16 protein-coding genes are annotated in these 18,462 nt (G+C 77.9%); 7 read left to right on the top strand and 9 right to left on the bottom strand.

Translation table 11 applies throughout. The features are described 5' to 3' along the window. Positions 1-49 precede the first annotated feature (49 nt). Positions 50-514, bottom strand: coding sequence for a gamma-glutamylcyclotransferase (locus ACRYMY_RS01435; protein ID WP_369051967.1), 465 nt, complete (start codon positions 512-514; stop codon positions 50-52). A gap of 86 nt (positions 515-600) precedes the next feature. On the opposite strand from ACRYMY_RS01435, the gene ACRYMY_RS01430 reads away from it, so the two are divergent. After that, positions 601-2,040 (top strand): NAD(P)H-quinone dehydrogenase, encoded by a 1,440-nt coding sequence (locus ACRYMY_RS01430; protein WP_432545487.1) that lies wholly within the window; start codon positions 601-603, stop codon positions 2,038-2,040. Positions 2,041-2,066: 26 nt separating this feature from the next. Then, complete coding sequence (locus ACRYMY_RS01425) at positions 2,067-2,525, top strand: YbaK/EbsC family protein (protein ID WP_432545486.1); 459 nt, start codon at positions 2,067-2,069, stop codon at positions 2,523-2,525. A 40-nt stretch (positions 2,526-2,565) separates the two neighbouring features. Here ACRYMY_RS01425 and ACRYMY_RS01420 read toward each other — a convergent pair whose 3' ends face one another. The 4 genes from ACRYMY_RS01420 to ACRYMY_RS01405 are packed head-to-tail and all read right to left on the bottom strand — an operon-like array spanning position 2,566 to position 6,773. Then, positions 2,566-3,450 carry an endo alpha-1,4 polygalactosaminidase gene (locus tag ACRYMY_RS01420; RefSeq protein WP_432545485.1) on the bottom strand — a complete coding sequence of 295 codons (885 nt, stop codon included), beginning with the start codon at positions 3,448-3,450 and terminating at the stop codon, positions 2,566-2,568. Beyond that, positions 3,447-4,784 carry a hypothetical protein gene (locus tag ACRYMY_RS01415; protein WP_432545484.1) on the bottom strand — a complete coding sequence of 446 codons (1,338 nt, stop codon included), beginning with the start codon at positions 4,782-4,784 and terminating at the stop codon, positions 3,447-3,449. Before ACRYMY_RS01415 ends, ACRYMY_RS01420 begins: the two co-directional genes overlap by 4 nt. Further along, the gene (locus tag ACRYMY_RS01410; protein WP_432545483.1) at positions 4,781-6,310 is read right to left on the bottom strand and encodes a DUF3492 domain-containing protein; all 1,530 of its coding nucleotides are present in this window, start codon (positions 6,308-6,310) and stop codon (positions 4,781-4,783) included. The genes ACRYMY_RS01415 and ACRYMY_RS01410 overlap by 4 nt, the downstream gene beginning before the upstream one ends. Positions 6,311-6,317: 7 nt before the next feature. Further along, entirely contained in the window at positions 6,318-6,773 is a 456-nt protein-coding gene (locus ACRYMY_RS01405) for a hypothetical protein (protein WP_432545482.1), read from the bottom strand. A gap of 416 nt (positions 6,774-7,189) precedes the next feature. On the opposite strand from ACRYMY_RS01405, the gene ACRYMY_RS01400 reads away from it, so the two are divergent. Continuing rightward, a complete protein-coding gene (locus tag ACRYMY_RS01400; protein ID WP_432545481.1) occupies positions 7,190-10,147 on the top strand; it encodes a fibronectin type III domain-containing protein in 2,958 nt (985 codons plus the stop codon). Beyond that, positions 10,144-10,767, top strand: coding sequence for a hypothetical protein (locus ACRYMY_RS01395; protein ID WP_432545480.1), 624 nt, complete (start codon positions 10,144-10,146; stop codon positions 10,765-10,767). The genes ACRYMY_RS01400 and ACRYMY_RS01395 overlap by 4 nt, the downstream gene beginning before the upstream one ends. 268 nt (positions 10,768-11,035) lie before the next feature. Here ACRYMY_RS01395 and ACRYMY_RS01390 read toward each other — a convergent pair whose 3' ends face one another. The 3 genes from ACRYMY_RS01390 to ACRYMY_RS01380 form a co-directional block, all read right to left on the bottom strand. After that, entirely contained in the window at positions 11,036-11,698 is a 663-nt protein-coding gene (locus ACRYMY_RS01390) for an HAD family hydrolase (protein ID WP_432545479.1), read from the bottom strand. Positions 11,699-11,725: 27 nt separating this feature from the next. Continuing rightward, positions 11,726-12,631, bottom strand: coding sequence for an MSMEG_6728 family protein (locus ACRYMY_RS01385; RefSeq protein WP_432545478.1), 906 nt, complete (start codon positions 12,629-12,631; stop codon positions 11,726-11,728). Between the two features lie 110 nt (positions 12,632-12,741). Beyond that, the gene (locus tag ACRYMY_RS01380) at positions 12,742-13,659 is read right to left on the bottom strand and encodes a D-isomer specific 2-hydroxyacid dehydrogenase family protein (protein ID WP_432545477.1); all 918 of its coding nucleotides are present in this window, start codon (positions 13,657-13,659) and stop codon (positions 12,742-12,744) included. A 169-nt stretch (positions 13,660-13,828) separates the two neighbouring features. Here ACRYMY_RS01380 and ACRYMY_RS01375 point away from each other — a divergent pair, with 169 nt between their 5' ends. After that, positions 13,829-15,859 (top strand): putative bifunctional diguanylate cyclase/phosphodiesterase, encoded by a 2,031-nt coding sequence (locus ACRYMY_RS01375; protein WP_432545476.1) that lies wholly within the window; start codon positions 13,829-13,831, stop codon positions 15,857-15,859. Between the two features lie 518 nt (positions 15,860-16,377). Here the strand turns inward: ACRYMY_RS01375 and ACRYMY_RS01370 are convergent. Next, entirely contained in the window at positions 16,378-16,770 is a 393-nt protein-coding gene (locus ACRYMY_RS01370) for a hypothetical protein (RefSeq protein ID WP_432545475.1), read from the bottom strand. A gap of 165 nt (positions 16,771-16,935) precedes the next feature. Here ACRYMY_RS01370 and ACRYMY_RS01365 point away from each other — a divergent pair, with 165 nt between their 5' ends. Together ACRYMY_RS01365 and ACRYMY_RS01360 are read left to right on the top strand one after the other, a co-directional pair. Further along, entirely contained in the window at positions 16,936-17,571 is a 636-nt protein-coding gene (locus tag ACRYMY_RS01365) for a TOPRIM nucleotidyl transferase/hydrolase domain-containing protein (protein ID WP_432545474.1), read from the top strand. A 66-nt stretch (positions 17,572-17,637) separates the two neighbouring features. Then, positions 17,638-18,453, top strand: coding sequence for a hypothetical protein (locus ACRYMY_RS01360; RefSeq protein ID WP_432545473.1), 816 nt, complete (start codon positions 17,638-17,640; stop codon positions 18,451-18,453). The last annotated feature ends 9 nt before the right edge of the window (positions 18,454-18,462 follow it).

The following is an 18,462-nucleotide window of genomic DNA, read 5'->3' as shown; positions in this document are numbered from 1 at the left end:
GACCTCCGCGGGCGGGGCGGGTCGGGGCGCCGGTCCTGGGGAGGTGGGGTCAGGCGTCGTTGGAGCGGCAGGGCCGCGCGCGCAGCGCCATCACGTAGTCGTGCGGGGCGCCGCCGGCCTCGGCGGCGTCGGCCAGCCGCCCCAGGTAGGTCGCCGTCGGCAGCCCGCCCTCGTAGTCGTCCAGCACGTACGTCCACGCCACGACGTCCCCGTCGAGGGTCGTCACCCGCACCCGCACCTTGCGGAACAGCCCGATGTCCATGCCCTCCAGGGCGTCCATGCGCGCCTCGTCGGCCTCGGTCACGTCGTACAGCGCGACGAACACCTGCTCCTCGCGGTGCTCGCCGTCGCCCTCGACGACGGTGGCCAGCGGCCCCTGCCAGCTGCGGTCCTCCCCGCCGAAGGTCAGCCGCCAGCCGGTCAGCCAGCCGGTGGAGCGCAGCGGCGAGTGCGGGGCCTTCTGCGCCATCGTCTCGGGGTCGAGGTTGGTGGCGTAGGCGGCGTAGGCGGGCACGACGACAGAGGGTAGAGGAGGCGCGTCACACCCCCCGGCGGCCCCACGGGGTGACCGGGACCCCCGGGCTGCGCGACCATGGGGGGGTGAGCACCCGCGCCACGTCCCCCGTCGCCCAGCAGCAGCGCGTCGCCGTCCTCGGCGGCGGCCCGGGCGGGTACGAGGCCGCCCTCGTCGCCGCCCAGCTCGGCGCCGACGTCACCGTCGTCGAGCGCGACGGCCTGGGCGGCTCCACCGTCCTCACCGACGTCGTCCCGTCCAAGACACTCATCGCCACCGCCGAGCTCATGGCCACCGTCGGCGGCGCCACCGAGCTGGGGGTCCGCTTCCCCGGCGGCCCCACCGGCGACACCGAGCCGGCCGGCTCCGTCAGCGTCGACCTCGGCCGCGTCCACCAGCGGGTCAAGTCGCTGGCGTTCGCGCAGTCGATGGACATCCGCGCCCGCCTGGAGAAGGAGGGCGTGAAGGTCCTCAGCGGCTCCGGGCGCCTGGACGGGCCGCAGGCCCTCGTCGTCACCGACGGCGAGGACGCCGGCGCGCGCGTGGACGCCGACGTCGTCCTGCTCAGCACCGGCTCGCGCCCCCGCACGCTGCCCGACGCCCAGCCCGACGGCGAGCGCATCCTCACCTGGAAGCAGGTCTACGACGTCGAGGAGCTGCCCGAGCACCTGGTCGTCGTCGGCTCGGGCGTCACGGGCGCGGAGTTCGCCAGCGCCTACGACGCCCTCGGCGCGCACGTCACCCTCGTCTCCAGCCGCGACCGCGTGCTGCCCGGCGAGGACGCCGACGCCGCCGAGGTGCTCGAGGAGGTCTTCCGCCGCCGCGGGATGAACGTCGTCTCGCGATCGCGGGCCGAGTCCGTCGTCCGGCACGGCGACAGCGTCGTCGTCACCCTGTCCGACGGGCGCACCGTCGAGGGCTCGCACTGCCTCGTCGCGGTCGGCTCGGTGCCCAACACGGAGGGCATCGGGCTGGAGGAGGCCGGCGTGTGGACGTCGGAGTCCGGGCACGTGGACGTCGACAAGGTCTCGCGCACCTCCGCGCGCGGCGTGTACGCGGCCGGCGACTGCACGGGCGTCTTCCCGCTGGCGTCGGTGGCGGCCATGCAGGGGCGCATCGCCATGTGGCACGCCCTGGGCGACACGGTGGCGCCGCTGAAGCTGCGCTCGGTGGCCTCCACGGTCTTCACCTCCCCGGAGATCGCCACCGTCGGGTGGACGCAGGCGCAGATCGACTCCGGCGAGGCGCAGGGCGAGATCGTCAAGCTGCCGCTGTCGACGAACGCGCGCGCGAAGATGCTCGGCATCCACGACGGGTTCGTGAAGCTGTTCTGCCGCACCGGCTCGGGCACCGTCATCGGCGGGGTGGTCGTCGCGCCGCGGGCCAGCGAGCTGATCTTCCCGGTGACGCTGGCGGTGGAGAAGCGGCTCAACGTCGACGACGTCGCGCACGCGTTCTCCGTCTACCCGTCGCTGTCCGGGTCGCTGGCCGAGGCCGCCCGCCAGCTGCACGTCATGGCGGACTGAGCGGAGCGGACGGACGAGCGCGGGGCGTGAGCAGCGAGCGGGTGCAGGCCTTCCTCGACGAGCGCGCCCCGGGTCTGCGCGTCGAGCGCGCGGGGGCGGACACCTCGACCGTCGCCGCGGCCGCCGCCGCGCTGGGGGTGGAACCCGGGCAGATCGCCAAGACGCTCGCGCTGCGCGCGGGTGAGCGCGCGCTGCTGGTGGTCGCCAGCGGCACCGCCCGCCTGGACGGCGCGAAGTTCAAGGCGCGCTTCGGGGCGAAGCCGCGGATGCTGTCCGCGGCCGAGGCGCAGGAGCTCACCGGGCAGCCGGTGGGCGGGATCTCCCCGTTCGGGCACCCGCGGCCGCTCCAGGTGCACTGCGACGAGTCCCTGCGCGCCTTCGACGTCGTGCACCCCGCCGGCGGCAGCCCGGACAGCGCCGTGCGGCTGACCCCGGAGCAGCTGGCGGCGCTGACCGGCGGCGACTGGGTCGACGTCACCCGCTGAACCGCCCGCGCAGCCGCGCAGCCGCGCGGTCGGCGCGGGATCAGCTCCGGGGCAGGACCCGCCAGGCGCTGAGGTCGCCGTCCTTGAGCAGCGAGGAGAACCCCGGCGCGGCGGGCTCGGCGAGGAACTCCTCCTCGGTGACCTCCTCGACGTACTCCACGTGCAGCACGGCCTTGCCGGCGTCCACGAACGGTTGCAGCGCGGCGCACTCGTCGTGGACCCGGCACGACTCGTTGACGGCGAAGTCGAAGTCGCCGACGAGGTCGGCGACCTGGTCCAGGTCGTTCTTCAGGCCCACGGACATCCCGCGCGCGCGCACCTCGGCGGCCACCCACCGGTTGAACCGCAGCTGGTCGTCCGCGGTCAGCGGGAAACCGCTGTCGTTGGCGTAGGCGTCGACGTTGTCGGGTTCCACGGCGTCGAACCCCGCGTCGCGGCAGGCGTCGAACCGCGCCCGCAGCAGCGGGCCGAGGACGTCCAGGCGGCGCACGTCGAGCCAGCGCTCGTCCGGCCAGTCCGGCAGCGCCTCGCCGACGACCTCGGCGGGGAACGCCGCGGCGTCGTCGCGGAACTCCTCGACGGTGCCGACGCTGACGTAGCAGACGACCCGCCGGCCCTGCTCGTGCAGGCGGTCCACGACCGCGCGGGGGGTCTGCCAGTCGACGTCGTACACCTCCGCGTCCACCGTCAGGTCGAGGTCCCCGGTCAGCTGCCACTGCCAGGTGGTGCCGGGCGCGGGCACCCACCGCTGCCCCGCGGCCGGGCCGGTGGCGGGACCGGTGGGGGACGCGGTCGGTCCCGCGGTGGGTCCCGGCGCGGACGCCGGGGGGGTGGGCGCGGTCACGGGACCTCCCGGTGAGCAGGCGGACAGGGCCAGGGGCAGCAGGGCGGCCAGGGCCAGCGCGGCGGGCGCCGGGCGCCTCACAGCGCCGTCGCCAGCGTGCGGTCGGGGTGGCGCACCAGTCGCGCCAGGGGCACCAGCGCCGCCGCCGAGGCGGCCGCCGCGGCCACCAGCAGGCCCGGCACGACGTCCACCAGCCCGGTCAGCGCCGCCGCGCTCGACCCCGCCAGGGCCGCGGCCACGACGAGCACCGCGCCCACGGCCCGCGTGAACGTCTCCAGCAGCCCCGCCAGGAACCCGACGAGGCCGAACGCGGCCAGCCCCGCCAGCAGCGGCACCAGCTCGCGCACCGGCGCGCCCGCTCCCGGCAGCGCCTGCAGCACCGCCAGCAGCAGCGCCGAGCAGACCGCGGCCACCAGCAGCAGCCGGGCGGTGGCCCCGGCGACGATGCGGGCGAACACGCGGGCCAGCCGCGGCCGGGCCGCCGCCCGCTCCTGCACCGTCGTCACCGCCAGCGCCGCCACCAGCACCGTCCACACGCTGTCCAGGCGGCGGCTGGCGGCCAGCCCGCCCAGCAGCGAGGGCAGCAGCGCCACCACGGGGAACGGCTGCTGCCCCGACCACTCCACGGCCGGGTCCAGGACGACCAGCAGCGCCGTGCCGGCGCCCAGCGCCCCGGCCAGCAGGCTGCGGGACCACGGCACCGGTCCCTCCTTGGGCACCGGCAGCGTGCCCACGGCCGCGGTCACGGCGGCCGCGGTCACCAGCACGACCGCCAGCACGTCCAGCACCGCCGGCACGCCCGCCGCGGCGGCCGCGGTCGCCAGCACCAGCGCCCCCGCGTAGGGCAGGCCCCAGCCGCGCACCACGACGACCATGCCGCCGACCCACGTGACGAGCAGGGCGCCCGGCAGGGCCACCTCCGGCGCCACCAGCAGCCCCGGCGGCACGAGCAGCGCCAGCAGCGCGCCCGCCACCACGAGCGGGCGGTCGCGCCGCAGCCGGCCCAGCCCGCCGGGCGTGCTCAGGTGCCGGCGGCGCAGCGCCCACTGCGCCCCCAGGGCCAGCGGCAGCGCCAGCGCCCACGAGCGGGCCGCCACGTCGCGGCCCAGCTCCTCCGACAGGGGGGCGAACCACGCCGTCGTCGCGAGCAGCGTCGCCAGCAGCCCCAGCACCTCGCGGGTGCGGCGCGGGTCGTCGCCGTCGCGCTCGCGCCGGACGGGACGCGCCCGCCGCGGCGGGGCCGCCCCGCCGGCGGCGGGGGCGCCGCGCACCGCGCCGGAGGCCAGCGGCAGCGACGTGCGCGCCGTCAGCCCGCCCCACGCCTCCAGCACGACCGCCGCCTCCAGGGCGTCCTGGGGGTGGCGGCCCAGCCCGGCCAGCACGCGCGCGCCGGCCTGCTCCGCGGTGATCCTCACGACGCGCCGCCCGCCGCACCGGCGCCGACCAGCTCGCGGGGACCGGCCGCCGGGACGCCGGCCGGCGCGGCGGCGCGCGCGCCCACCAGCTCGCCCAGCAGCAGCCGGTAGCCGTCCAGGCAGCGCTGCTGGGGGAAGTTGCGCCGCACGCGGGCGTGCCCGCGCCGGCCCAGGCGCTCGGCCAGCCCGGGGTCGCGCAGCAGCGTCGACACGGCGTCGGCCAGCCCGGCCACGTCACCGGGCGCGGCGGTCACCCCCGCGCCCAGCACGGCCTCCAGGACCCCGCCCACGTGGGTCGTGACGACCGGCCGCGCCTGCGACAGCGCCTCCAGCACCGCCATCGGGAACCCCTCCGAGATGCTCGTCATGAGGACGACGTCCGCGTCGCGGACCACGCCCGTCGGGTCGCTCGTGGAACCGCGGAACTCGAACGCGCCCCCCAGGCCCAGCGCGGCGTGCAGCTCGCGACAGCCGCGCGCGTACCCCTCCTGCCCGGGCGGGACCGGGCCGTAGTGCAGGAACCGCGCCCCCGGCACGCGCCGGCGCACCTCCGCGGCCACCCGCAGCATCGTCGCGACGTCCTTGAGCGGGTCGATCCGCCCCACGCTGACGACCGTCAGGGTGCGCGGCGCGGGCGCCGGCTCGCCCGGCGCGGGCACGCCGTTGGGCACGGGCACGATCCGCCCCGGCGCGGCGCCCAGCCGCTCCTCCCACGCGGCGTTCGCCGCGGTCACGGGGGAGACGACGTCGGCCACCGCGTACGTCAGGCGCGCCAGCCCGCGCGCCAGGCGCGTCGCGGTGAACCGCTGCGCCGGGCCGTCGGAGGAGCGGGCCGCCGCCAGGTACGCCTCGCGCACGTACACGCCGTGCTCGGACAGCAGCACCGGACGGCCCGTCAGCGCCTTGTCGACGACGGCGGGCAGCACCGCCCACCCGGCCGCCGTCACCAGCGACACGTCGGCGTCGGGCACGGCCTCCGCGGCGGTGCGGGCCAGCCACGACGTCGTCGCGTACAGCTCCAGGGCGTGCCGCACGTCCAGCGGCGGCACCTCGCCGGCGTCCGGGTGGCGCTCGGCGGCCAGCTCCTCCAGCGCCGCCAGGAACGCCGTCCACGTCGCCGCGGCGCGGAACGTCGGCACCACCCGCTCGGGGTGCTGCCGGCACCAGACGAGGGCCGGGACGACGTCGAGGGGGTCGACGTCCCAGCCGAGCAGGCCGCGCAGCAGTTCCGCGGCCAGCTGCGGGCGCCGGGCCCGCCGGCGCGCGCGGGGGGCCCTGGGAGCGCCGGGAGCGCGGCGCGGCGCGCGCGGGCCCCACAGCTGCAGGTGGGCGCCGATCCGCGCGTTCGGCGGCAGCCGGAACACCGCCTCCTCCAGCTCGGGGGAGGTGACGGCGACCAGTTCGAAGTCGAACTCCGGCAGGCCGGTGACGATCTGGTGGCACCACGTGCTGACCCCGCCGACGACGAACGGGTAGGTGCCCTCGGTCAGCAGCGCCACCCGCGGCCGCGACGCCCCCGCGCTCACGCCCGCCTCACCGGGAGGCGGTGTCGAGGCGGCGCACCGGGACGGTGCCCGCGCCGCGGCCGTCGCCGACCCGGCCCGGGGACCGGCGGTCCACCACGCGCCGGTCCAGCTCGGCGAGCGGGACGCCCTCGGTCAGCTGCCGCTGCATCTGCCCGGCCGCCACCACCAGGGAGTCCAGGACGTCCAGGACGGCGCGCCGGGCGGTCTCGGCCTGGGCGAGCGCGTGCACGGCCTCGTCGGCGGCCTCGTCGGCGGCCTCGTGCTGCGCCGACGCCCGCTCCGCGGCCTCCCCGCCCGCTGCGGCGTGACGGGCGATCTGGCGCTGCACGTGGTGCAGGCCGGCCGGCCGCTGCTGCTCCAGCCGCAACCGCAGGTTCTCCTGCGTGAGGCGGGCGACCTCCTCCCGCAGACCCTCCAGCTCCTCCGCGGAACCGCCGGAACGCTGCCACCACCGACCGGACACCCAGCACCTCCGTGTCGACCGCGCACTCCGCGCGGAACCCTCGGCGGTCACCCGCCGCGCCGCGGACCCCCCGTCCGCGCCACGTCGACGTTACGTGCGGTGACGAGCAGTTCCCAGCGTCCCGGGGCGGCGTCACACCGATGCACCGCCCCGGTTGCGCTCGGCGGGTGAACCGGTGCGCTGGGTGAGGGACGTTGCGGCGCACCGCGTCCGGACCGGTGAGGGACACGGCGCCGACCGCCACCGCCGTGCCCGGGGACACCGCCGCGGACCCGGTCGTGGCGACCGAGTGCAACCGTTGCGCCGAACGGGGGTGCCGCGAGCGGGCGCAGGGGTGACGGGCTGTGAGGAAACCTACTGTCGGCGACGTCCCCGGCCCGTCCCGACCGCCGGTGCCCGTCCCGAGGAGGAAACCCGTGCAACCCGACACCCGCCCCGCGCGCCGCCGCCGCCGCGCCCGGGCGACCGGCGCGGCCGCGCTCGTCGCGGCCGGCCTGCTCGGCCCCCAGCTGACCGCCCTGCCCGCGCACGCCGCCGGCACCCGCGTCGCGCTGCGGGTCCTCGTCGTCACCACGGGCGACCCGTCGACCCAGGCGATCGCCGACACCCTGAGCCGCGAGGGCGTGCCGTTCACCCTCGTCGACGCGAACGCCACGGACCGCCCCGCCATCGACGACGCGTTCCTGCGCGACGCCGCCACCGGCACCGCGAGGTTCCAGGCCGTCGTCCTGCCCAACGCCGCGCCCGCCGGCGTGAGCGCCACCGAGCTCGACGCCCTGGCCGCCTACGAGAAGGCCCACGGCGTCCGCCAGGTCAACGCCTACGTCTACCCCGGCACCGGCACCGGCGGGACCGCCGTCTACGCCGGCGTCCTCGACGGCGCCGCCGCCCGCGTCACCGACGCCGCGCGCGCCGACGGGTTCTCCGCCCTGTCCGGGCCGCTGACCGTGGAGGACGTCGACCCGGCCGTCACCGAGACCTACGGCTACCTCGCCGACCTGAGCGGCGCGAGCGCCGGCCAGGAGGTCACCCCGATCGTCACCGCCACGAAGGGTTCCACCTCCGGCGCGCTGGCGTGGGAACTGGCCGAGGGCGGGCGCGAGCAGCTCATGGTCGCCGCCGCCTACAACCCCTCCATGCAGTGGTACTCCACGATCTCGCACGGGATCGTCTCCTGGATGACGCGCGGCATCCACCTCGGCCACCAGCGCGCCTACCTCGACGTCCAGGTCGACGACGTCTTCCTCGCCGACAGCCGCTGGAGCGTCGCCGGCAACTGCACCCCGGGCGACGACTGCGTCGACCCGTCGACCACCACCACCGACATCCGCATGACGGCCGCGGACGTCGACCGCCTGGTGCGCTGGCAGCGCGAGACCGGCCTGCAGCTGACGATGGTCTACAACGGTTTCGGCAGCGAGCAGGCCGGGGGCGACGCCGACCCGCTGACCACCGCGCTCCTCGCCGCCAAGGACGAGTTCCCCTGGGTGAACCACACGTGGTCGCACCCCTACCTGGGCTGCCTGCAGATCGCGCCCACCGTCAGCGGCCAGACCTGGACGTGCGCCACCTCGCCCACCCAGGAACCCCGCCAGGACGCCGAGATCGTCGGGCAGGAGAGCGGCGGGACGTACTGGGCGTCGGAGGACTTCATCGTCGACCAGCTGCAGCGCAACCTCGACTGGGGCCGCGCCAAGGGCCTGCCCGTCGACGGTTCCGAGCTCGTCACCGGTGAGCACTCCGGCCTGCGCACCGCGCCGCAGCAGCCGCAGGACAACCCGTTCCTCGCCGCCGCGCTGGCCCGCGTCGGCGTCACGAGCATCGCCTCCGACGCCTCCCGCGAGGCGCAGCAGCGCGCCGTCGGCACCGCCACCACCGTGCCGCGGTACCCGATGAACGTCTACTACAACGCCGGCACGTACCAGGACCAGATCGACGAGTACAACTGGTACTACACCTCCCGCGCCGACGGCGGTTCCGGGATCTGCGAGGACAACCCTCTCACCACCACCTGCATCGCGCCGCTCGACGCGTCCACGCCCGCCGCGGCGAAGGCCAGCTTCGAGAACTACCTGGCGCCGCTGGAGGTCCGCAACGCCCTGCGCCGCGTCCTGACCAACGACCCGCGCTCCTTCTACGCGCACCAGTCGAACCTCGCCGAGGACGGCCTGCTGTACCCGGTCGTGCAGGGCATCGCCGAGCAGTACCGCGCCAGCCACACCGCCGACGCGCCGCTCGTGCGGCTGTCCCTGACCGGCCAGCGCGACACCCTCGCCCGCCAGAGCGCCTGGGCCGCCGTCCAGCAGGGCGTCACCGCCTACCTCGACGACGACGGCGTCCACGTCAGCGGCCCCGCCGGCACGCAGGTCCCGCTGACCGTGCCCGGCAGTGCCACCTCGTCCGTCGCCCTCGAGAACTACGGCGGCCAGCGCTCGGGCTGGTTCAGCGCCCCCGCCACCGACACCGTCGTCGCCGTGCCCGCCACCGCCCGCGGCGGCTACGTCGGCACTCCGGTGACGCCCGTGCCGACGGAGACGCCGACGGCCACGCCGACGGCCACGCCGACGGTCACGCCGACCGAGACGCCGACCGCCACGCCGACGGTCACGCCCACTGCGACGCCGACGGCCACGCCGACGGTGACGCCGACCGTGACGCCGACGGTCACGCCGACGGTCACGCCGACGGTCACGCCGACCGTGACGCCGACGGTGACGCCGACGGTGACGCCGACGGTGACGCCCACCGCGACGCCCACGGCCCCGGCCCTGCCGGGCGCCCCGGTCGTCACCGGTGCCCGGGGCGGTGACCGCTTCGCCACCGTCACCTGGGACGCGCCGGCGCAGCCCGGCACGGCGGCGATCACCGGGTACCGCGTGCGCCGCTACGACGCCGGCACCACGACGCTGCAGGCCACCACGACCGTCGCGGCCACGGCCCGCAGCCTGACCGCGACGGGCCTGACCAACGGGCGCTCGTACAGCTTCGACGTCACGGCCCTCACCGCCGCCGGCGCCGGCGCCGTCTCGGCGCGCTCCGCGGTGGTCACCGCGGCGACCGCGCCGAGCGCCCCCGCCATCGGGTTCGCCTCCTCCGGCAGCCTCGGGGGTGCCGTCACCGCGACGGCCCGCTGGTCGGCGCCCACCAGCACGGGCGGCTCGCCCGTCACCGGCTACCGGGTCACCGCGCACCGCGTCGACCTGCTCGGCCGCGTCCTGGAGACCGTCGTGCACCCGGCGCTCGTGCCGGCGACCGCGCGCTCCCTGGACGTCCCGCTGCCGCGCACCGGCACCTACCGGTTCTCCGTCCAGGCGGTCAACGCGGCGGGCACGTCGCCGGCCTCCGCCCGCTCGAACCTGGTGATCGGCCAGTGACCGGGCTGCGCCGCAGCACCGCCGCCGTCGTCGTGGCCCTGGCCGCGGCGACGACGGCGGCCTGCAGCGCCGGCTCGCCCGCCGGGCCGGCCACCGCTGACACCACCGCCGCGGCGACCGCCCCGGTCACCACGGCCCCGGCGGGTGCTCCCGGTGCCGCGGCGACGGTCCCCGCCCCGGCGGCGGCGACCGCTGCCGCCCCGGCGGACCCGGCGACGACCGCGGCCCCCGGGTCGCCCGCCGGCGGTGATGCCCCGGCCGCGCCGGCGCCCCCCGCGGCGGACGCGGCGGCGGACGTCGTGCCCGCCGCGGCCACCGCACCGCTGGACACCACGGCCGACCTGGACACGGCCGTGCGCTGGCGCTCGGACGCGGTGCTGGCCGGCGACGCCGCCACGGCCCTCGCGCTCGTGTCGGCGCGCTGCGCGCCCCTCGTGGACGCCGACGACGTGCGGACCCGCGCCGCCGAGGTCGGCGGTGTCTCGCAGGTCGTCGCCCTCGACGCCCGCGTCGACGGCGCCAGCGCCCGCGTCGACTACGGCTACGCCGTCCCCGGCCACGACGTGGCGGGGGAGCGGTGGACGCTGGAGTCCGGCCAGTGGCGTTGGGACGCCTGCTGACGCCACCCGCTCCCACCCGCCACCCCGCCGTGATCTCGCTGGGACTCCCAGCGAGATCACGACGGGGTGGTGGCGCGCTGGGGAGCTGACCCCACCCGCTCACCCCCCGTGGGGGGGGGGGGGGGGGGGGGGGCGGGGGGGGCCGCCCCGGCCGCGACCCCGTCGGGGCGGCCGCGCGCCCCCCCCCCCCCCCCCCCCCCCCCCCCCCCCCCCCCCCCCCCCCCCCCCCCCCCCCCCCCCCCCCCCCCCCCCCGGGAGGGGGCGGGGGTCAGCGGGAGGGGCGGGCGAAGGGGGTGGCGTCCAGGCCGTCGACGAGCTCGCGCAGGGAGTCCAGGACGACGACGGCGCCCGCACCGGTCAGCTCCTCCTCGGCGTACCCGCCGGTGCGCACCGCCACCGACGTCATGTCCGCGTTGCGCGCGGCCTCGCAGTCCCAGCGCGAGTCCCCGAGCACGACGCCCGCCGAACCGCCGACGCTGCGCAGGGCGTTGCGCAGCAGGTCGGGGGCCGGCTTGGTCGCCTCGGCGTCCTGCGAGGACGTCCACCCGTGGCACAGCTCGCGCGCGTCGAGCAGGTCGAGGAACGCCTCGACGTGCTGCGGCTTGCCGGAGGAGGCCAGCACCACCGTCCAGTCGCGGCGGCGCAGCTCCTGCAGCAGGTCGCGCGCGCCGTCGAAGGGCCGCACCTCCGGCAGCAGCGGGTCGAACTCCTCCGTCCACGCCTCGCGGGCCTCGTCGCCGTGCTCGCGCTCGAAGTCCTCGCCGGCGACGGCGGGCACGAGCTGGTCGCCGCCCATGCCGACGGCGCGGTGGATGCGCCACACGGGCAGCGTCACGTCCCAGCGGCGGAACGCCCGGAACCAGGCCAGGGCGTGGTGGTAGTTGGTGTCGACGAGCGTGCCGTCGACGTCCAGGACCGCGGTGTCGGCCACGGGTCTCCTCCAGGGGTTTCGGGGTGGTCACGCCGCGACGTCGACGCAGAACAGCCGTCGGGGGTCCTGCAGCAGGGCGGGGGGCCGCACGTCGGCGCGCTCGGCGCGCCCGCTCCAGCGCACGCGCCGCCGGTGCCGCACGGCCACCCCCTTGCGCCCGTCGAACTCGTACCCGCCCAGCACCTCGCCGAGCAGGACGGCCTCCTCGCGCTCGACGGGCAGGCCCACCTCGTCGCCGGGCGCGAGCTCGTGCACGAAGGTCTCCAGCACGCGCAGGTCCTTGCCGGGGCGCTTGCCCGGGCTGACCTCCTTGAGCAGGGCGCGCAGCGACTGCCCCTCCTCGCGCACGCGCACGTCGACGTCCACGCCGGACTCGGTGCCGAGGCCGACGACCCCGTCGGTGAGGAACTCCGCGAGCGCCTCGGGCGAGGACGGGCGCACGATCCACACCAGCCGCCCGGCACCGCGCGCGGGCGGTTCCAGCGACGGCGGGTCCGGCCACACGTAGGGCAGGTCGTCGGGGTCGTCGTCGCCGAACACCGGCCGGTAGAAGCCGGGGTCCTTGCGCAGCAGGGCGGAGCGGTGGCTGCGGTGCAGCGCCTCGTCGCCCAGCCAGTACGGCAGCAGGCCGTCGGCGGCCAGCTCGTCCTGGGTGCGCCCGGCCACCTCGGGGGCGAACTCGGCGATGAGCCGGCGCGTGGAGTCGGCCCGCCCGGGCCGCGTCCACGCGTCCACGCACGCCAGCCCGTACGCGACGAGGGCGGGCGTGCAGCCGCGCCACATGCGCACCGCGGGGTGGTTGACCCAGCCGTAGTCGGGCAGTTCGAGGGCGCGCAGCACCTGCAGCGTCTCGACGCGCTGCTTGCCCAGGCGGGGCGCGTCGAGGACGGCGGCCGAACGCGCGAAGTCCGCGTACGGCAGGAAGGTCTGCACGTCCTCCACCCTGTCGCGGGCGCCCCCGGCCCGCGACCCGGCCCGCGACCCGGCCCGCCGCGGGGGGCCGGGCCGGGGCCGGGCCGGGACCCGAGCGGGGGCCCGAGCCGTCAGTACCCGGCGTCGACGTCCACGACGCCGAGCAGGTCCTCGCCCGCGGCGAAGCGGCGCACGTTCTCGGCCACGCGCTCGGCCAGCGCGCCGGCCTGCAGCTGCGGCGGGTTGGCCACGTGCGGGGTGACGAGGGCCCGCTCGTGCGTCCACAGCGGGTGCCCGTCGGGCAGCGGCTCGGGGTCGGTGACGTCGAGGGCGGCACCGGCGATCGTGCCCGCGTCCAGGGCGGCGACGAGGGCGTCGGTGTCGACGAGGGAACCGCGGGCGATGTTGACGACCCACCCCTGCGGCCCGAGGGCGGCGAGCTCGTCGGCACCGACGAGGGCCTGCGTGTCGGCGGTGGCGGGGGCGGCGAGCACGACGTGGTCGGCGCGCTCCCACACCTCGCCGAGGCGGTCGGCGGGCAGGGTCTCCACGGCGCCGTCCACGGGGCGGCCGCGGCGGGTGACGGCCAGGACGCGCGCGCCGAGGCCGTTCAGCGCGGGGATCATCGCCGTGCCGATGCCGCCGGCGCCGACGATCGCGACGGTCGCCCCGGCCAGGCTGGTCTGCGGGCTCCCGACGCCGTCCTCGTCCCACGTGGTGCGCCGGGCCGCGAGCCCGAGCCCGCGCACCCCGGCCAGCAGCAGCGCGACGGCGTGCTCGGCGACCTGCGTGGAGTAGGCGCCGACGGCGGAGGTCCACGTGCGGCCGCCGTCGACGAGACCGGAGGACAGCCAGCTCTCGATGCCCGCCGAGGGCAGCTGCACCCAGCGCACGCCGTCCGGCAGCGAGGCGGGGAACGTGCCGGCGCCCGCCCCCCACACGACGGCCTCGGCCTCCTCGAGGCCCACGAGCCGGCCGCCGCCGCGGCGCACCGCGTCGGCGAGGTGGTCGGGCTGGTCGGGTCCGAGGTGCACGGCGACGTCGGCCATCGGGGCGGTTCCTCTCCGCTGCGGCGGGCGCGCCGGTCGGCGGCGCCCGGTCGCCCCACCCTCCCAGAGCCGGTCGGCGGCGCACCCCGGTGGGCCGGACGGGTGCGACCGCGCCCGGCGCGACACTCCCCGTCTCCAGCCCGGTGCGGCGCGTGTCGAGACTGGGCGCATGAGCCTGCTGTCCGGTGCCCGGCCCCCGCACCGGCCCTCCGCGCCGTCGTCGGCGGCGCCCGCCCCGGCCGCCGCGCGCCGGGGACCGCTGCGCTGGCTGCCGCGCGGTCACGCCCTGCCCGAGCGGGAGTGGCGCCGGCGGCACCGCTGGGTGTGCGCCGTGCTGCTCGTGCACGTGGTCGCCGTCCCCCTGTACGCGCTGCTGTGGCGGATGCCGGTGCTGGACTCCCTGGCGTTCGGCGCGGTGCTGGCCCTCCTGCTGGGCGTCGCGCAGCTGGACGAGCTGCGACGGCACGCCGCCGGCGACGAGGACCTGGCGCCGCGGCTGCCGAACCGGGTGCGCTCGTGCGCCTCCAGCCTGGGCCTGGTGGTGGCCTCCGGGTTCGTCGTGCAGATCTCCCAGGGGTGGACGGAGGCGCACTTCCACTTCTTCGTCATGGTGCCCGTCGTCGCCCTGTACGAGGCGTGGGCGCCGTTCACGGTCGCCGTGGGGTACGTGCTGTTCCAGCACGGCATCGTCGGTGCGGTCTTCCCGCGGGTGGTGTTCCACAACGCCCTCGCGCACGAGCACCCCTGGTGGTTCGCCGGTGTGCACGCCGTCCTGTTCGCCGCCGCCTGCGCGGGCGCGCTGACGACGTGGCGGCTGGCGGAGGCGTCGCGGCTGCGCCAGGAGGGGTTGCTGGCGCAGATGCAGCACCGCGCCACGCACGACACCCTCACCGGCCTGCCCAACCGGGCGGCGCTGCGCGCCCGGCTGGAGGAGGCGCTGGGCGCCGACCCGCACGCCGAGGTGTCGGTGCTGATGATCGACCTCGACCGGTTCAAGGAGGTCAACGACACCCTCGGGCACGCCTGCGGCGACGACCTGCTGCGGCAGGTGGCGGCGCGCCTGGCCGGAGTGATCCGCGGCCACGACCTGCTGACCCGGCTGGGCGGGGACGAGTTCGCCGTGGTGCTGCCCGGCAGCGGCGGCGCCGACGCCCACCGGGTCGCCGAACGGCTGCGGCACGCCCTGACCGGCGACCTGCAGGTCGCCGGCACCTCGGTCGACGTGGACGCCAGCGTGGGCGTCGCCACCCGCCGCTGCGCGCCCGCCGCCGACCGCGGGGACGTGGCGGAGGAGATCGAGAACCTGCTGCGGCGCGCGGACATCGCCATGTACACCGCCAAGGAGCGCGGTGCGGGCGTGGCCGTGTACGACCCCGCCGACGACGAGCACTCCTCGCAGCGGCTGTCCACCCTCGCCGACCTGCGCACGGCGCTGCAGGTCGACGACCAGCTGTTCCTGCACTACCAGACGAAGGTCGACGCGGGCAGCGGCGCGGTGCACGGCGTGGAGGCGCTGGTGCGCTGGGACCACCCGCACCGCGGGCTGCTCGCGCCGTTCGCGTTCGTGCCCGTCGCCGAGAGCACGGCGCTGGCCGAACCGCTGACGTGGAAGGTGCTGTCGCTGGCGCTGCGGCAGGTGTCGGCGTGGAACGCGCTGGGCCACGAGGTCCAGGTGGCGGTGAACGTCCCGCCGCGCTGCGTGCAGCGGCGGGGTTTCGTGGAGACGGTGCTGGACCACCTGGCCGCGGCCGGGGTCCCCTCCCGCCAGCTGCGGCTGGAGATCACCGAGGGGACGCTGCTGACGGACCCGGCCGGCACCGCGGAGGTCCTGGGCCGGTTGCGGCAGGCGGGCGTGAGCATCTCCGTCGACGACTTCGGCACGGGGTTCTCGTCGCTGTCGTACCTGCGCTCGCTGCCCATCGACGAGCTGAAGATCGACAAGAGCTTCGTCATGGGGCTGGACTCCCCCGACCCGCTGGCCCGCACCGCGGACGAGGTGCTGGTCCGCTCGATCGTCGACCTCGCGCACGGGCTGTCGCTGCAGGTGGTCGCCGAGGGCATCGAGAACGCCGACGTGCACCGCACGGTGCTGGACGCCGGCTGCGACCTGGCGCAGGGGTACCACTTCTCGCGCCCGGCCTCGGCGGAGGACGTCACCGCGCTGCTGCGGGGGCGCTCGCGGGCCGCCCTGCCGGACTGACCCGCGCCCGCCTCCTCCTCTTGCCGTGGTCTCGCAGGGTTTCCCAGCGAGATCACGGCAGCAGGAGGGTTCGAGGACGTCCGTGCGGGCCTGGTCCCGGAGCCCGGGGTCGAGCGCGCAGGCGCGGCGGTCAGCCGGAGCCGGTGCCCCGCGCGCGGGTGCGGCTGGCGGGTGGGACGGGGACGGCGCGGGGCAGGCGCATCCCCACGCCCCGGGCGCGCCGCCGCGCCGCGGCGGCCTCCCGCTCGCGGATCAGGATCGCCCTCCGCAACGCCCTCGAGGGGACGCCCTCACCGCCGGCCACCGTGCTGCTCCTCGTCCGTGCTGCGCTCGCGTCCCGGCGCGTGCGGGGACTGGGAGGGACACCGTGCCAGCCGCGCGGCGCGTCGGCGCGCTGGAGAGCCCCCGTCGTCCGATCGGTCCCCGTTCCGCGACGCACAGCGCTGAACCGTTCACGCTCCGCCTCGAACCCACCGTGATCTTGCTGGGAACCCCAGCAAGATCACGGCGGGAGGGGATCAGCCGCGGCCGAGGAGCTTGTCGACCAGGCGGGCGAAGAAGCCCTTGCGCGGCTCCTCCGGCGCGGGCTCCGCGGCGGGCGCGGGCACCGGAGGGGCGACGGGCGCCGGAGCGGGAGCCGCGACGGGCGCCGGGGCGGGCGCCGGAGCAGCGGCGGGGGCGGCGACCGGAGCGGGGGCGGCGACCGGAGCGGGGGCGGGCGGCTCGGCGTGGGCGCCGCGGCCGGGCGCGTCGAGCGTCCCGCGCAGCTGCGCCTCCGGCGTGTAGCCGCCCTCGCCGAGGATCGACGCCGCGAACTGCAGCGCCGAGGCCTGCACGGGCGCGACGGTCCGCGCGCCGCGGGGGGCCGACGGGTCGTGGACGCCGTCGAGGTCGCCGTCGCGCGTGCTCATGTCTCTCCCACGGTCTCCGGTGGCCCGCTCCGTCCAGGACCACGTCGTCCTCCCCCTGTCGGCCGTCGGCGGCCGCGGCTGCAGCCCCGGCGCCCGTCCGGTGCGCGACGACCACCCGGACGGGCGCACTGGCAGGCTGCGGCGGGACCGCGGGAGGGGGTGCGCGTGCAGGTGGACTGGGCGCTGGTCGCGGCCGGCGCCGGCACGTCGGCGAACCGGGCGCGCGCCGCGGCCGCGCACCTGCCGCCGGACGTGCGCGCGGTGGCCGGGGCGCCGCGCGCGGTCCTGGTCGAGGGGGCGACGGACCGGGCGGTGCTCGGCGTCCTCCTGCAGCGCACCGGCTCCGGCGTCCCGGTGGTCGCGGCCGGCGGCAAGCAGCCGCTGCGCCTGGCGCACGCGCTGCTGCGCGCGGCCGGCACCGCCTGCCACGTCGTCGTCGACGGCGACGCGCGGGGCTGGACGCGGGCGGGCAACCGCTCGCGCGCGCGGGCGGTGCACCGGCGGCAGACGGCGGCGGTGCTGGCGTGGCTGCCGGGGGCGGCGGGCCTGGCGCCGGGCGCCCCGACGACGACGACCGCGACGTGCACGGTGTGGCACGACGACCTGGAGGGCGAGCTGGAGGAGTGGCCGTCGTTCACGGCGGCGCTGCTGGCCGCCGGCGGCGAGCCGCGCTGCAAGGACGCCGCCCGCTACGCCGCGGCCGCCGCGGCCGCGGCGCCGCAGGACCTGCCCGCGGGGCTGCGCGCCCTGCTCGCCGCCGTCACCGCGCCGCCCGCGGACGGTCCCGGCCCGGCCGGCTGACCGGCGCGCTCGGGCGGGACGACGGCCGGCCGCTGCAGCCGCGCCCCGTCCTGCCGATGGGGGGAGGTGCTCGCACCCGACGCCGGCGAGCTGCGGCCCGGCGACTTCGTCAAGGTCCGCGGCACCGGGCACCCCGCGCACACGGGCGGCCGGGCCGTGGTCGTCGGCGTGCACCGCGACGCCCGTCCCCCGCACCGCGTGCGCTCGGTGGACGTGCGCTACTCCGCGCGCGGGAAGCTGCTGAGCCTGGACCTGGCCGGGGAGGGCGAGCTGGCCCGCTGGGAGTCGGCGTGGGCGCCCGTCGCACCCGCGGACCCGCCGGCGCCACCGCCGGTCCCGCTCGCGGTGGCGGACGTGTCCGCGGACGTGCCGCGCGGGCGCGTCCTGCTGGTGGGGGCGGCGGCGCTGGCGGTGCTGGCGGTGCTGGTCAGCGGCCTGGTCGCGCACGAGCGCCGGGCCGAGCGGGCCGCCGGCGCCGACGCGGTGGTCACCGTGGTCACCGGCTCGCGCGGCACCGAGGGCGGCACCGGCCCGATCGCCACCCGCGCCCCGGCCGTCGTCGCCCCGTCCCTGCCGCCGCTGAACGCGACGGTGACCGCGTGGTCGGCGACCGCGGACGGGCCGGTGCCCGTGGTGGTCGTGGACGGCGGGGAGCCGGCCGCGGTGCCCGTGGCGGGCGTCGAGGTGCCGGCGGGCTGCCGCGACGGCTACGTGCGCGAGCTGCTGGACCTGCTGCCGACGGGCGGGCGGGTCGCCGCGGACGGCGCGGGCGGGCTGACGACCGCGCGCGGGGTCGACGTGGCCGACGAGCTGGTGCGCCGCGGGGTGGCGGTGCGCGAGGGCGAGGACGCGGGCGACGCGTCGGCGGACGCCTGCGGCTGATCCCGTCGC

The sequence above is a fragment of the Kineococcus haloalkalitolerans genome (assembly GCF_050871905.1).
Taxonomy (GTDB): domain Bacteria; phylum Actinomycetota; class Actinomycetes; order Actinomycetales; family Kineococcaceae; genus Kineococcus.
The sequence above is the reverse complement of the archived record's forward strand: the minus strand, read 5'-3'. Positions and strand labels throughout refer to the sequence as shown.

What these genes read in the sequence shown, in the direction of transcription:
- ACRYMY_RS01380 (WP_432545477.1), bottom strand. Translation starts at nt 13,659, where the DNA reads ATGGCCGACGTCGCCGTGCACCTCGGACCCGACCAGCCCGACCACCTC.
- ACRYMY_RS01375 (WP_432545476.1), top strand. Translation starts at nt 13,829, where the DNA reads ATGAGCCTGCTGTCCGGTGCCCGGCCCCCGCACCGGCCCTCCGCGCCG.
- ACRYMY_RS01370 (WP_432545475.1), bottom strand. Translation starts at nt 16,770, where the DNA reads ATGAGCACGCGCGACGGCGACCTCGACGGCGTCCACGACCCGTCGGCC.